At 38.9% G+C, this 14,883-nt stretch carries 10 protein-coding genes and 1 pseudogene; 2 read left to right on the top strand and 9 right to left on the bottom strand.

Annotated features, from left to right (window positions below):
* Positions 1-136 precede the first annotated feature (136 nt).
* Entirely contained in the window at positions 137-4,432 is a 4,296-nt protein-coding gene (locus AC0VZ9_RS08470; protein WP_342026174.1) for a S8 family serine peptidase, read from the top strand.
* A gap of 50 nt (positions 4,433-4,482) precedes the next feature.
* On the opposite strand, the gene abc-f is transcribed toward AC0VZ9_RS08470, so the two are convergent.
* The 7 genes and pseudogenes from abc-f to AC0VZ9_RS08435 all read right to left on the bottom strand — a co-directional run bounded on the left by abc-f (position 4,483) and on the right by AC0VZ9_RS08435 (position 9,937).
* Positions 4,483-6,261: a ribosomal protection-like ABC-F family protein gene (gene abc-f / locus AC0VZ9_RS08465; protein WP_019381588.1), complete on the bottom strand. Its 1,779-nt coding sequence runs from the start codon at positions 6,259-6,261 to the stop codon at positions 4,483-4,485.
* Positions 6,262-6,598: 337 nt separating this feature from the next.
* Entirely contained in the window at positions 6,599-6,799 is a 201-nt protein-coding gene (locus AC0VZ9_RS08460) for a hypothetical protein (protein ID WP_019381586.1), read from the bottom strand.
* 318 nt (positions 6,800-7,117) lie between these two features.
* On the bottom strand, positions 7,118-7,255 hold the full coding sequence (locus AC0VZ9_RS08455) for a YjcZ family sporulation protein (RefSeq protein ID WP_019381584.1): 138 nt from the start codon (positions 7,253-7,255) through the stop codon (positions 7,118-7,120).
* A gap of 48 nt (positions 7,256-7,303) precedes the next feature.
* Positions 7,304-7,405 (bottom strand): YjcZ family sporulation protein, encoded by a 102-nt coding sequence (locus tag AC0VZ9_RS08450; RefSeq protein WP_019381583.1) that lies wholly within the window; start codon positions 7,403-7,405, stop codon positions 7,304-7,306.
* A 175-nt stretch (positions 7,406-7,580) separates the two neighbouring features.
* Positions 7,581-8,723 (bottom strand): annotated as a pseudogene (locus AC0VZ9_RS08445) (flotillin family protein); the annotation flags it as partial.
* A 337-nt stretch (positions 8,724-9,060) separates the two neighbouring features.
* The gene (locus AC0VZ9_RS08440) at positions 9,061-9,354 is read right to left on the bottom strand and encodes an HNH endonuclease (RefSeq protein ID WP_475397254.1); all 294 of its coding nucleotides are present in this window, start codon (positions 9,352-9,354) and stop codon (positions 9,061-9,063) included.
* On the bottom strand, positions 9,308-9,937 hold the full coding sequence (locus AC0VZ9_RS08435; RefSeq protein ID WP_475397253.1) for a hypothetical protein: 630 nt from the start codon (positions 9,935-9,937) through the stop codon (positions 9,308-9,310). The genes AC0VZ9_RS08440 and AC0VZ9_RS08435 overlap by 47 nt, the downstream gene beginning before the upstream one ends.
* A 108-nt stretch (positions 9,938-10,045) precedes the next feature.
* On the opposite strand from AC0VZ9_RS08435, the gene AC0VZ9_RS08430 reads away from it, so the two are divergent.
* Complete coding sequence (locus AC0VZ9_RS08430) at positions 10,046-10,399, top strand: helix-turn-helix domain-containing protein (protein ID WP_475397252.1); 354 nt, start codon at positions 10,046-10,048, stop codon at positions 10,397-10,399.
* Positions 10,400-11,671: 1,272 nt separating this feature from the next.
* Here the strand turns inward: AC0VZ9_RS08430 and AC0VZ9_RS08425 are convergent.
* The gene (locus AC0VZ9_RS08425; RefSeq protein ID WP_475397251.1) at positions 11,672-12,163 is read right to left on the bottom strand and encodes a DUF2716 domain-containing protein; all 492 of its coding nucleotides are present in this window, start codon (positions 12,161-12,163) and stop codon (positions 11,672-11,674) included.
* Positions 12,164-12,513: 350 nt separating this feature from the next.
* Positions 12,514-14,448, bottom strand: coding sequence for an ATP-dependent nuclease (locus tag AC0VZ9_RS08420; RefSeq protein ID WP_475397250.1), 1,935 nt, complete (start codon positions 14,446-14,448; stop codon positions 12,514-12,516).
* Between the last annotated feature and the right edge of the window lie 435 nt (positions 14,449-14,883).

The raw sequence follows: 14,883 nt of genomic DNA, 5'->3' as shown, positions 1-14,883 counted from the left end.
TTTCCATTTTTGGAAGAAACCCTTAGGAGGTGATCGAGTTCATTCTGCCGGAAGACACTATTTAAGGAATTAAACAAAACAAGGAGGGAATTTTTTGAAAAGAAAAAGAAAATCATTGAATCGCATTCTTTATGTGATGCTGACAGCTTTTTTGATTTTGCCCCTGATGTTCCCAGGCATGGGATCAGCTGAAAGTAAAAGCTCTCCGCATACCTCAGTTAAGCAAGCTGCACCTCAGACAGCAAAAAGCAAAATAAACAGCTCATTGCTGAAACAATTTGATAAAAAAGATAAAGTAACATTCCTGATAAAATTTAAAGAACAAGCTGATACTTCAGCAGCAGCCAAGAAAGCTCAAAAAGCGGCTGCATCCCAAAAACTGACAGCCTCTAAATCCAAGTACATGAAACGCTCTGCAGTCCTATCCTCACTAAGATCTACAGCTATTGAAACTCAAGGCCAAGTCACAAATTTCCTTCAAAAGCAGGAAAAAGACGGCAAGGCAAAAGATGTTCAATCCTTCTACATCGTCAACGCCATTGCAGTAACAGCTACAAAGGACGTTATGGAAAAAATCGCCATGTTTCCTGAAGTAGAAAAAATCCTTCCAAACGAAACCAGACAGCTTCATAAGCCAGTAAAGGAAGCCGAAAAAGCTCTCAAAACACAAGCAGAAACAAGTTCAATCGAGTGGAATATTGACCGTGTCGGTGCTCCTGCAGTATGGGAAATGGGAATCGACGGATCGGGTACTGTCGTTGCATCCATTGATACAGGTGTTCAGTGGAACCACCCGGCGTTAAAAGAAAAATACCGGGGCTATAACCCAGCACAACCTGATTCACCAACGCATGAATTCAGCTGGTTTGATGCCACTGCAGGCCAGACAGCACCATATGATGATCAGGGACATGGTACCCACGTAACTGGAACAATGGTGGGTTCCGAGCCAAATGGAGCCAATCAGATCGGGGTTGCACCTGGTGCGAAATGGATTGCAGTAAAAGCCTTCACTGCAAGCGGCGGAACTGACATAGATCTGCTTGAAGCAGGTGAATGGATTCTAGCTCCAAAGGATGCTGAAGGAAACCCGCATCCTGAAAAAGCTCCGGATGTTGTCAACAATTCATGGGGCGGCGGACCTGGGCTGGATGAGTGGTATCGTCCAATGGTTCAGGCATGGAGGGCAGCTGAAATTTTCCCAGAGTTCTCTGCCGGAAACACAACTTTGTTTAATCCAGGCGGACCTGGTTCCGTTGCAACACCTGCTAACTACCCGGAATCATTCGCAACTGGTGCGACAGACATTAATAATGGTTTAGGCAGCTTCTCATTGCTGGGACCATCACCATACGATGAAATTAAACCTGATGTATCCGCACCCGGGGTCAACATTCGTTCCTCAGTTCCCGGAAGCGGATATGAAGGCGGCTGGAATGGAACTTCCATGGCTGGCCCGCATGTTTCTGCGGTTGCCGCGCTGCTCCGCCAGGTTGATTCAAGTCTGACTGTTGAAGAGATGGAGGAAATTTTACTGACTACCTCTACTCCATTGACAAATGGTACTTATCCTGAGACACCAAATAATGGTTTTGGATATGGGCTCGTCAATGCCTTCGATGCGGTTTCTTCCGTACTGACCGGTCTTGGAAAAATTAAAGGCCAGGTTGCAAAAGAAGGAGATGACTCAGAAGCTCCCGCAGCCAATCACGAAGCACCTCAGGAAACATATGCAGGAATGGATCTGGCACTTGAATTGACGGCATCAGATAATGTAAGCGTCACAAGAGTTGATCTTGAATACTTAAAAGCTGACGGCAGCTGGGCAGCCATTGAGGCCGAAAGAACAGCTGGAAACTATAAAGATGGTACTTACCAGGCAGTGATTCCTGGAGAAGACATCGCCGAGCCTTCAGTTACTTATAAATGGAAGGTCAATGATTTTGGCGGAAATCTAACTGAAACTGACTCCTATGAAGTTGCAGTAAGACCTGGAATCAGCATCGGCTATTCTCAGGACTTTGAAGCACAGCCGGTCGGCTGGACTTCATATGGAGCGGAAAACAGCTGGGAGTGGGGTACCCCATCTTCAGGTCCTGGCAATGCAGCATCCGGAGAAAAAGTATATGCAACTAAACTTGACGGCAACTATGCAAATAGAGCAAACATGAATCTTCAGATGCCTCCTATTGACCTGCCGGAAGGCAATGCCTACCTTCAGTTCAAGCAATGGCACGAGCTTGAAAACCGTTATGATTACGGCCATGTATTCGTTTCCACTGACATGGAAAACTGGGAACAGGTTCTTCGAGTAAATGGTAATACAACAGAGTGGGTTAATGCAGAAGTGGATCTAAGTGCGTATTCAGGACAAAGAATTTATGTAGCATTCAATGTGACTACAGATGGATCAGTACAGAAGCAAGGCTGGTATATCGATGATGTTCAATTATCTGATACTCCAGTTGAACCTGCAGGTAAAGCTCAGCTTGGCATCAGCAAAGATAAACCTTCTGCAGAATTAAAGAAAGAAAAGGTAAATCCGGATAGCATTGTTCCTAAAAAGGATACTCCTGCAAAAGATGATGATAAACAGCAGCAGCCTGCGCCTGTGCTGCTTCCGCTTACTGCCGAAGTAAGTGTGCTGGAATCAGGCAGGTCCGTATTTACCAATCCTCAAAATGGAACGTTTGAAATGACACATGCTTCAGGAGATTTCACTGTAAAAGCGGAAGCTTACGGTTATCGTTCTCAAACGCAAAGCGTAAATATCCCGCAGGATGGAGAAGCGACTGCAAACTTCGTCCTTGAGGAAATACCAAAAGGCACAGTCACAGGTGTTGTGACAAATGAAGCAACTGGGGAGCCTGTTGCGAACACTTCACTACTTTTAATAGAAGATGCAGCAGTACAGCCAGTAACAACTAATGAAAATGGTGAATATACAATCACAGCCTACGAAGGCACATACACTTTAAAAGCTATGGCACCTTCCTACTACAGCAAGGAGCAGAGCATCACAATCGAAGGCGGCTCTTCTTTAGAGCAAAATATTGAACTAAAGCCATTTATCGGATACCCGGGTGAAATCGGATATGATGATGGTACAGCTGAAAATGCACGTGCATTCTACGATGCAGGCAACGGCTGGGCAGTTAAGATGTCCCTTGCATCCGGCCATGACAGTGCGATGGTTACTGGCGGCTTATTCCGCTTCTGGGATACCAGCTGGCCGACTCCGGGCGGAACAGACTTCAAAGTGGAAGTATATGATGCAAGCGGACCAGATGGGGCACCTGGCAAAAAGCTGGCAGGTCCATTTGAAGCAACAGCCTTAAGAAACGGTGAATGGACACATGTAGATCTTAGTGACGAAGGAATCGTTACAAATGGCGACTTCTATCTGGTATATATCCAATCAGCACCAAACCCTAATGCTCCTGGTCTTGGTACAGATGAGGATGGAGAAAATGCAGGACGCAGCTGGCAGCTTGTAGGCGGTGCATGGTCTCCTGCTCCAGAGGATGAAGGAAACTATATGATCCGTGCCACAGTGAACTATGAAGTAACTGCACCAGTCATCACTTCTCCGGCTGACGGAGCCTTCACAAACCAAGGGAAGGTTACAGTTGAAGGTACTTCGGCTCCTACAACTACTGTAAAAGTATTTAATAATGGAGAGGAAGTCGCATCAGCAGAAACAACTGAAGAAGGTACATTCTCAAGTGAAGTTTCACTTTCTGAAGGGGAAAATACTCTTACAGCGAAGGCAGCTACAGAGTCTGGGTCTACTGATGCCTCTGAATCTGTAAAAGTAATATATGACAAAACAAAGCCGGAATTGACAATATCAAGTCCTGCAGATAAATCCAAAACAAATAAAGAAACAGTCACTGTTAAAGGAACCGTTTCAGATGATAACCTTGATTGGGTTAAAGTAAACGGCCAGGCAGCAAAGATTACAGATGGTGAATACTCTCTTCGCATCCTGCTGGATGAAGGTGAAAACACCATTACGGTAACAGCACAGGATAAAGCGAAGAACACCGAAGAAAAAACGATCACGGTCGAAGCTAAGTATACCGCTCCAGCCATAGAAAATCTTCTTCCTGCAGAAGACAAGGAACTTAAAAAAGGCGAATCGGTAAAAATCGAATTTGATAGTGAACCAGGGTTAAAAGCGACGTTTGCCATCAGAATGCCTTTAACAAATGCAGGGGGACAGCTGAATAACGCTACTGAGCTTCCAATGATGGAAACTTCCCCAGGCCATTATGTCGGCTACTATACTGCCACTTCAAATGTAAAGGCACCTGGTGCCGAAATTGAAGTGAAAGTAACGGATGACTACGGCAATGAAACTCGCAAGACAGCAGAGGGCAAACTGTGGATTAATGCGAAAAAGAATAATAACAGCACTAAAAAGAATTAATAATCAGATGAAAAGGCGGGCCATTTTTATTAAGGCCCGCCTTTTTGCACTTATTGATTTAATAATTTTCTTTTTTTAGTTATTAAGCCATTAAACTCTTTATCCAATTCCGCATATTTGCTGTCACCCGGAACAAGCAGACTGAGTTCTCCCAGTATCACACTGATGCGGTTATCAATAACCATAATTTGCTCTTTCATGGAGTCATGATCTTTTTCCTGTTTAGAATTCCTGGATTTAATCTGATATTCCTTCAGGTCCATTTCAAATCTGGTAATTTTATTATCTTTAAATACAAGTAACCTTGAGCTTAACTTCTCCAAAAAGTATAGATCATGAGAAATAATGATGAGCGTCCCTGAAAATTCTTTGAGTGTTTTTTCAAATTGTTCCCTGCTTGGCAAATCCAAATGATTCGTCGGCTCATCTAGTATTAGCACATCATATTCTTTTAAAAGCATATCTGTAAGCTTGACCCTAATTCGCTCTCCCATACTAAGCTGTTCAATCGGCTGATTTAACTTCGCTTCCTTCATCCCCAAATTCGCTAACAGGGTCCTTGCCTTGTAAATCATTTCACGATCGGTGAGATCAAGTGCCTCAACGGCATTTTTGGTTAAGGGCAAATCATTGATATCCTGATTTAAATAAGCAATCTTTAAAGTGCTGCTGACCCAAAGTTCTCCATCAGAAGGCGGTACTTCATCTAAAAGCATTCGGATAAATGTGGTCTTGCCTGCCCCGTTTGCTCCAAGAATCCCTATTTTTTCACCGTGCTTGATATAAAATTGGCTATCCTCGAAAAGAGTCCGATCGCCAAAGCTTTTTGAAAGGTTTTTAGCTTCAATGATTCTCTTCCCTCTTTTGCCTGACGCATCAAATTGAAAATGTACTTTCCCCTCTTCTTCCGGCTTCTCAACTTTATTTTTATCCAGCTCCTGCTGAAGTCTTTTCATTTTTGACTTAATCTGCTGATCCATCTTTTTGGCTTTCACTCTGTGATATTCTTTAAATCCCATCTGCCTATTCTCAGAAGGACTTCCGCCTTTAGTTGATTCCCTGTGAGCTTTTTCAGACCACTTTTTTAAATTGGACATCTGATTTTCGATTCTTTCGATCTCTTTCTGCTGTACATTAAATTGATGTAGCTGATCATCAAAGTTTTTCTGCTTTTGCTCCCGGTATGCTGTGTAATTACCCTGATAAATGGTGAGAATGCCTTCCTGTAATTCGAAAATTTTCCCGACTGCCTGATCAAGGAAATGACGGTCATGGGAAATGATCAGAACCGGGCCGCTGAAATTGCAGATTTCGCTAATTAGCCATTCGATGCCCTGTAAGTCCAAATGATTAGTAGGTTCATCCAAAATCAGCATATCCGGGTTAGATGACCAGACTTTAGCTAAAGAAAGCTTCAGTCTTTCACCGCCGCTCAAAGAATCAAGTCTATCCGGCTCCCATTCATGGAGTTTTGAAAGGCCTAGTTTGCTTGCCTGCTGAAGAATCTCTTCATCTGGAGATTGGTTGAAATCGCGAATTTCACTGACAGAATAGTCTGCCGACTGATGCAGGTAGCCAATTCTGCATGGCTCCTTCATCCGCTCGATAGTGCCTTTATCCGCTTGAATACTGCCGAACAAAATATCGGCCAGTGTAGTTTTACCTGTGCCATTTAAGCCAACAAGGCCGATGCGGTCCTGCTGATAAATATCGAAGTCCAAATTAGAAAACACCGTTTTATCACCGAATGACTTTTGAAGACCCCTGGCCATGAGAATCGGCAGGTTATTATTGTTCTGATTGCTGATTATACGTTTATTTGCACACATAAAAAAACCTCCCCATACCCGGAGAGGATTGTGCACCCATCATTGGAAATGGTGCAAATACATAAAAAACATGCGCCTAAATAAAATTTGATCCGCTTACAGACAAATATAGTAACCATCAGTTCCGATAAGGGATGACTAAAAAAGGGCACACTAATCCTATGTTCTCCGGGTTAAACTTTTTAAATATAAAAAGATACCAGAAAAAATAAGATTATAACTTCATGCCCCTAAATCATCCTTTCAAACTCTTTGATTGTAGTATATAAGCTTCTGGCTTTTATTGTCAATAGGCAAATGATCAGCAGCTTTAATGCAAGTATCTGCCTGCTTGTCATTAATCAATCCTGATATGCTTGTTGGTTAGCTCCTTAAGCATATTTAATATCGTTGCTCTTTCCTCCAGGTTAAAACCGCTTACCCACTCTGAAACAAGCTTGTACTCGCTTTTATGCATTTCCCGCTGAAGTCCACCCTCCAATATCGAGTATATTTCCCTCATCGTATTTTCCCGATCCTGAGTTTTAAGTTCATCCATTTTGCAAACCTCCCATTTTCGTTTATGCTGCTTCTTTTCCCTATTTGGCTTATTAGGAAACACGAGTTTGCAATTAGTGAATTTGCTGACTGATTTCAGGTTTTTGTATGCGGAGACGGATTTTTATGCGCGGGTATTTGTTTGTATTGCGCGGGATTTTTCCTTTTGCGCGCACTTTTTTTTTTGCGCGGAGACAGACTCTTTGCGAGTGGATATTTTCATTTTCAAGCGGAATTTGCCGTGGCTTCTCACACTCACATCCAAAGGTATGTATGCATATAAAAGAAAAGCAGGTCCCCCTGCTTTTCTTTTAATCTATTACCACTTAAAGCAAGAAGCACCTACGATGATCAACAGGATGAACAGAACAACGATTAGCGCAAAACCGCCGCCGTATCCAGCTCCGCCATATCCAGCTCCACCATATCCACAGCCGCCATATCCGTAGCCATACATTATAGAATCCCCTCCCTTACTAATAAACTCTGTCTCCATGTTTAATTATTAGAATCCGCCATAACCCCAAGAAGCACCGATAATAATCAGTAAAATAAACAAAACAACTAAAAGGGCGAAACCGCCGCCGTATCCACATCCGTCTGACATAGTCAATTACCTCCTTTGTTTGATTCAATATATCCTATTCAATTCACCCAATTTGTGCGATAGACGAATACACAGTTTTCATCGCAAAAAAGAAGCCTTCCGTGTGAAGGCTTCTGCTTTTTGCTGATATAACAGTATTTCCAGACTATCTTCCTTGAAAAAATAGGCAATTTTATTATTTTTTATGAGCTAGAGTGGCTTGGATTCCTTTAGCGGATTGGACGGGTTCTTTTTCTTTAATTTCCTCAGTCAGCTGTTCCAGGCTTTGCCGGACGTTTCCTTTGCCAGAAAAATTTTGGAGAAGCTCCTTCACGTCTATGCCAGACGAAGCTTTCAGGCTTTCCTGCATCGTGGACATCAGGTTGGTGGCATAGCCAGTTACTTTATTGGCCCCGCCATTATTGCTGTCACTTCCTGTATCTACCACTGTAATCTTATCAATATTTGATAGCGGGCTTGCAAGCTGCTTCGCATATTCCGGAAGCATGTTAATGACCATATCCATCATGGCCGCCTGGCCATACTGTTCAAACGCTTCAGCGATTTTCCTCTTTGCCTCCGCTTCCGCCAGTCCTTTGAGGCGGATGATTTCGGCTTCTGATTCACCTTGAGCGCGCTGTGAATCAGCCTTCGCCATCCCATCTGCCCTAACTCTTTCAGCTTCGGCACGGGCCTGTGATTCAATCCGATATTGGTTTGCATCCGCTTCGGCAATCTGCTTTTTCTTTTCAGCCTCTGCTGCCTGCTCAACAGCGTACCTGTCTGCATCAGCTTTCTTTTTCACTTCGGAATCATATTGGCGTTCTCTTCTTAAGATTTCTTTTTCTTCAAGCTCAATTTGCTTTTGGCGTTCAATGATCCTGATCTGCATTTCATGCTCCGTAACTTCTTGCTTTGCCCTGGCCGTTTCAAGGTCATATGCCTGGTCAGCCCGGGCTTTGGCAATATCCTGTTCCCTTCTGTAATCAGCCATTTTCATTTGATTTTCCTTCTCAGCTTCTGCTATCTCTGTCGCTCTTTCAAGTTCTGCCTTTTGGGCATCCTTGGCTGCTTCCGCCCGTTTTATCCGGGTTTCCTTTTCAGCTTCAGCTGTGGCAATATCCGCATCCCGCTTAACCTGAGCAATTCTTGGCCTTCCCAGTGAGTCCAGGTAGCCATTTTTGTCGCGGACATCTTTGATTGTGAAAGAAACGATGATCAGGCCCATTTTAGCCAAATCCTGTGATGCAACCCTTTGAACCTCCTGGGAAAATTTATCCCTATTTTTGTATATTTCTTCGACTGTCATAGAACCCAGAATTGACCGTAAATGCCCTTCCTTGTATCAACAATTTTAATTGGGTTAAATAAAGAAAATCATTATTACGAAGGGGTGTATTAAAAAATCCCAAAAAGTATTGGGATAAAAACAAGTACTATTCCTTTATTAGTTACTAAAATAACTTTAATGTAAAATTATTTGGTTAGAATAATTTTGAAGAAGGTATTACCCTCTAAACACATTATGAGAACAATTTTCACTGTTTTGTTACCTTACCATACCGTACCTAGCCGAACCACGCCGTGCCTAACCGCACCCAGCCATACCTGATTTGACCTTTTTCTCATCAGCAATAGGCTGGTCAAACCTATTGAACAGTTTATACTGTTTCGAATTACTCATTCCAAGTATGACTTCTCCAATTAATTGGAATAATGCCCTCCTTCAAAGCATTTGCAACCATACCTCGATGGTTATGGTCTTCTCTTAGAACGTGACATCTCCTACAAAGAGTTCTTAAGTTAGAAAATTTGTTATCTGAAAACTTCCCACTTTTTATATGATCAATATGACATTCCTCCAGAGTCAATACTATACCGCACCTTACACATTTTTCACCGTCCCTTCTCCATATACTTGGCCTAATGTTTTTTATCCAAGTTTCTTTTGGAACTCTCTTTTTTGGCATCTTGGATTTCCTCCTCAATTTGAAAGGACCGAATTTCATATCTCCCATATCCCAACTTACGGCCATCCCCTATTCCAGCATACAAACCTGCATCATTACAAATCGATTCCATTTGAGCTCTTCCAATTAGAGTGGACTCCCAAGCAATCCTAAAGTTTGCTTCCCACCCAGATGCTACCGCAACTCTATATCGAATATTTTTTACTTTATTACGAGTTACAGGTCTTACATCAATATAAACTTCCTTACTGGCGTTATCATCGATTTGATTTTCATTTATTATTCTGTTCATAGGGATAATCTCATCTAATATTTGCAAGGTGGCTGATACAGTTGGCTCTAGTGTTCCTAGTCCTTTTCTAGTATGCTTCGCACCAGCCCTAAAAGACGAAAATAGATAGTCAGGCTTAATGTAGAGTTGGCCCTCAGGAGTCGCTAAATATGTATTTTTCCATTCTTCTGGGTTATTACCTGGAACACCTGCCTTCTCCTGACGTCCTGGTGAAATAGCGTCTAGTCGCATATTATTGTAAAGGAAAGGACGTGTTCCTTTAATATATATGTTTGCTCTTAGTAGTACCATAAAACCCCTCCAAATTAATACTTATAAGTATTATTAACCTCTTTATTTCTAATATATACTACTGTATACATTATTTTCACTTCACTACGATTAATGTGAGGTGATAAAATGGCAAATTTAATTGGAAATCTTGGGGAAAAGATTCGGCTCGTTAGAAAAGCAAAAGGTTTAACTCAAGAGGAATTAGCAGAGATTGCAAATGTCCATTATACTTATATTGGGGGAATTGAAAGAGGAGAAAGAAATATTTCGCTGGAAACCCTTGAAAAGATTATTAATGCGTTAGAATTACCTCCAAATGAGGCTTTTCAAGATGAAATTGCTCCTTACCATTTGCAGAAATTAAATAAAGAAGAGCTTCTAGGTATGCATCAAAAGCTATTGAAGTCTCGAAGCATTGAAGAAATAAATTTAATTCACGAAACCACAAAAAAACTACTTAATTTTATTGATAATAAATAACTTATTGCAGCTAATAGCAACCGCAAAGACTTTTTATAACAAAAAAAGTTTTCGAACTTTGAGATTTTACAAATACAATCAATAAATTATTTACCTGGGAGCAAATGTTAACTCTCTTTAATTCGTAGAAAAGGGCTCATCTGGTCCTTTTCTTTCTGTTAGTTAATCTATCCATTTTTATTTTTTCTTTAACTATGTAACTAACACATCTTCAGGTATAATTTCTCCACCTAAAAATCCATTTGAATGCACTTTTAATTAAATATTTATACATTTCAAAAGACATTATTTTCCATTAAAGCATCCTGAACCGAGCGGCTATGCTTAATGTATTAGAATGATAAATCTGTGCCATAATATGAGTAAGACTAGAGTAACGAGTGCGATCAAGGCCAAGATCATCGTTTGTTACAAAAAGGGCTGCTGAGAAATCAGTGGTCCTTTTTATTTGGATCAAGTTCTATATAGCCATTCATATAGCAGTTACTGTACTCGAGTCAATGTTAAACGAAGTGCTTGCCTCTCCAAACTGAATATGCAGGAAAATATACTTCGCCTCTCCCTCCGGAAGATTTCCCCACTTTCACAATGGAATCCATCTTTTCCGTAACAACCATTTAACCTACTTATGTCTGGATAAGATAAGTTAGGTTAAATGGTTGTTTGAGAACATTTTGTAAGTCCTGTAAAATCGTTATTTCAAATGAGTTAAATGCTTTGGTGGCTGTTACAGGATTAAACCACGGTACTTATGGAGAAGATTTCATTCCCAAGGCTTTTTATAATAAATGGTGAAAAAGTTTTTCAACTCATATAAGAAATCGAATAATAATTAATGTTAAGGACCTTAAGATAACCTGCTTCGTTTGTTGAACAAAAAAGCCTCGAGATTTGGCAGCTGATCTTGAACATTAGCACCCTATTGTTTAATCTTTTATATAGGAGTACACAAAATTGACGCCTTCTTCCCAAAGAAAAGCGACTTTAAATGGCATAACTATAAATGGTCTCAATCCTGAATCACTTAATTCTTATTGAACGCCAGTTTGAATAAGCGTCTAATCAACACATTCTTTATCAATTTGTTCAAGAGTTACGTATTTTCCACGAACCTCATTTTGTTTTACTACTTTCCAAGCTTTTTCTCCCCTTTTAATTTTCAGGAGTACATTAGTTCCATCGATTTTTTTATAGAATGGCTCTGTTAAATAATAGTGTTGATTTTCTCAAAAGATAAGGGACCCAATTTGGGTCCTTAATAAAGATAATAAATTAGCCTTGTCTTAAAACCTTACGAAACATTCTTGGCTTGTGCTTATCAAAAGCATTTATTAATTCTTTTCCAAATATAGTTATACTTCTTTCCCAAGGGTGTCCTAAATAGCCCCATTTAAAATCCTTCTGGATAAAGAAATAGTAATCACCATTCGGAAAGATTGGTATAGTCCATTCTCCCAATTCATCCTTTTCGAATTCTAAGCGTGGATTTACCCAATAACATTCGTGTTGCCAATCGAGTGCCAGGATATATTCGTCAACTAATGTGGTCTCTTTAAATGTATCTAACGCTTTTTCTTCAAGGTCATCATAAGCATCTAAATCTGCCGAATCCCCGAAATAATCGGAAATATTATATGTTATATAAGGATGCCGCACCTGAAATGACGGGAAATTAGAAATACTTGGTTCGAATTTAAAATCTCTATATATCCTGTCCCAAATTTGGTCGTACTCTTGGTCAGAAAACGGAACCCAGTTCTTCATTAAATAACCACCTTTCTTATTTGAATACCTAAGCAGTTGACCATATTATAATTTGAAACCAGATAGTCTGAGCGTGCGATTCGTAACATTTGCCAATCCATATAAGGCTGACGCAATGAGCAAATGTTCTTTATGTAAATAAAAGAGAAAGACCACTCTTCAGTAGTCTTTAAAATTTCTTATTCAATTAAGCACTCAGTTAGTTTAAAAAGGACAAAAAGACTGTCGGAACAGCCATAATTATATATTTTCCTATACGAGAATCTCTGTAGGGAGCGTCTTAAACTGTTGTGATGCCTTCTTTATTTAACGACTTAAAAAGTTTGAAGTGAAAGAGGTATGTTTTTTATTTAACGTCGATTTTCTTGAACCATATCAACTATATCTTCAAGTATAGAGACTAATTCTATCAATTTAGTCGCTTTTAGTTGTTCTAATGTAACTTTGTCTAGAATATAGGAGATAGGTTCTACTTTTTGTTCCCATTCTTGGATTAAAGCAGTTCTGGTAATTTTAAATTCTTCATCAGCACCATAATAAGCAGATAAAATATGTTCAATTGTAGCTTGTTGTTTTCCTAAATTTGAGAACATAATTTTAGGTTTAAAGTTTTGTTGGAAATTCTTTTTACTCCCTTGATTTCTTTGCACTTTTAATCTTTCCTCTTCATATTTAAGAAAATATCTATCACACATTTTTTGTGCAGCTTCTAAATCAATACAAAAAACAGTATTCAGAAGAGTATGATCCAAGAAATACGATTCTATTGCGTATTCTGTTAATACCTTTAATTGGTCTGATAATAATTTGACACCATTAGACAAACCCTTGTCTATTAAAAAACGTTTTCTATCTTCAACATTTACACCATCGGAATCTGTTATTACCCAGAATGGTGTTCTTACAGTGTCTTTATGAAGAATCTTAGCATTGGCGTAGAAACTAATTTTATCAAAACCATCAGTTTGAATAATATCAATCTCTCTGTCTACAAAGTGTTGACCAAACCCTTTGTTTTCAGCAATCTTATCAATTAATACCTTAAAAAGAATACTATCATCTTTCCCTTCAACAAATACGACTGCGTTTTTATTAAGAATATCAGATGTTTGAATACCCAATTCATCAATAATGGTTTCAGCTGTGGTATCTACAAGTCTAGTAACACCACGTTCTTTATTTACACAATGTACATTTGATTTATCAATTTTACTCACCATAATAGGGGAGTGAGTAGTCAATAGTACTTGATTATTCTCACTAACTGTAGTTAACGTATTAATCATTTTTCTTTGTAATGATGGATGCAAATATACTTCTGGCTCTTCAATCAACAGGATAAAATCACTGTTATTATTCATCTTAATATAAGTTTGTAAGATTGAGAGTATCATCATACTTTGAAGACCTGTACCACACGAAAGAATATCAATTTCTCTATCTGGTAATTCCTTGTCAATTAATACTGTTTTATATTTAAAGTCAAATTTAAATGTGTTATCAATCTTAACTTTTACAGATAAAGAAGCAGTGTTTATTGCATTTTGGAAATTTTGAGTTAAATCCTCCGATAAATATAAACATTTTTTTTCCTCTTTTTGTGAGATAAGCTCCTTAAGTTCATCATATGAAAGCTTTTTATCGATTTGAGGAACCTCAATATAATCTTCTGAATTGTCTCCGTCTTGCAATAAGGAGATTAGTTCCTTCATATTCGTTTTAGTTCCTGCTGTTGTCTCCTTATCGGGTGTTCGAATTGCAGATATAACCTTAATTGGTGGAATGAACTTTAAAACATCACCTCTAGCGAATGTAGAAGCATTGTTTATTTTATATAAACCGTTACCAATCTTCGGTTTAATTAAAGAAATTGTAAATTCTTGTACTTCTGGATATGAAAGATTCAGTTTTTCAATCGTTTCAGCAAACTTTTTATCTCGTGTTTCTTTGAGTTTTTGCAGTAGCCTTTCCTCTTTGGATTGATCTTCATTACTCTCCTTTATTTTAAGTAATGTTTTTCTTATCATTGCTTTATAATCAAAATATCTCTCTATATCTTTGTCGCTTAACTCTGTAAAAGTAAGAGTAATCTCAATATCATCGTTTGTTCCTAAATGGAAGTTGTCAGCATTAATTGATTTATCTCCATAGAAACATTGTATTCCGTCTAAAATTGCAGATTTACCATAATTGTTTTTACCAACAATTGCTGTAAGATAATCCATTTTTAAAGAAATATGTCTAATTGATTTGTAGTTTTTTATTTCTACGTTATTTAACTTCATTTTTTCCTCCATAAAACACTTTATTAAATTCCATAATTATACATTATTCAACATTGATAAGGAAAATCTCTTTATATTTAAATGAGGGTTAATATATTAGTTAGTTTGAAAGATTCCAAAAAAACGTCAGCAATTAATTATATCTTCTTCACTTGCTTTTTTAATCTTGCTTCACTAAACCGCATAAAAAGGAAAAGAGATGCCGCAGCAACCCTTATTAAAGGCAAGCTATTGGTTATCTATAAATCCAAAACCATAACCTATAATAAATTTACCTTTGTTCTTTACTAAAATAACTGTACCAAGGCATTCCTATGAAGAATAAAGGTGTTATCAACAACGCGATAAAACTTTTTGTTGCTAAACCATAAAAACACAACCCTTGTTGAAGAACACAGCCCCTTTAGCACAATAAGAATAGCTGCCTTTAATGGC

The organism is Cytobacillus sp. QJM3NY_8, assembly GCF_056173585.1.
This window is presented reverse-complemented; position numbering and strand designations above follow the sequence as displayed.

Bases quoted from the DNA above. Each gene is read 5' to 3' on its own strand.
- AC0VZ9_RS08470 (WP_342026174.1), top strand. From the start codon at position 137: ATGCTGACAGCTTTTTTGATTTTGCCCCTGATGTTCCCAGGCATGGGA.
- abc-f (WP_019381588.1), bottom strand. From the start codon at position 6,261: ATGTGTGCAAATAAACGTATAATCAGCAATCAGAACAATAATAACCTG.
- AC0VZ9_RS08460 (WP_019381586.1), bottom strand. From the start codon at position 6,799: ATGGATGAACTTAAAACTCAGGATCGGGAAAATACGATGAGGGAAATA.
- AC0VZ9_RS08455 (WP_019381584.1), bottom strand. From the start codon at position 7,255: ATGTATGGCTACGGATATGGCGGCTGTGGATATGGTGGAGCTGGATAT.
- AC0VZ9_RS08450 (WP_019381583.1), bottom strand. From the start codon at position 7,405: ATGTCAGACGGATGTGGATACGGCGGCGGTTTCGCCCTTTTAGTTGTT.
- AC0VZ9_RS08440 (WP_475397254.1), bottom strand. From the start codon at position 9,354: ATGCCAAAAAAGAGAGTTCCAAAAGAAACTTGGATAAAAAACATTAGG.
- AC0VZ9_RS08435 (WP_475397253.1), bottom strand. From the start codon at position 9,937: ATGGTACTACTAAGAGCAAACATATATATTAAAGGAACACGTCCTTTC.
- AC0VZ9_RS08430 (WP_475397252.1), top strand. From the start codon at position 10,046: ATGGCAAATTTAATTGGAAATCTTGGGGAAAAGATTCGGCTCGTTAGA.
- AC0VZ9_RS08425 (WP_475397251.1), bottom strand. From the start codon at position 12,163: ATGAAGAACTGGGTTCCGTTTTCTGACCAAGAGTACGACCAAATTTGG.
- AC0VZ9_RS08420 (WP_475397250.1), bottom strand. From the start codon at position 14,448: ATGAAGTTAAATAACGTAGAAATAAAAAACTACAAATCAATTAGACAT.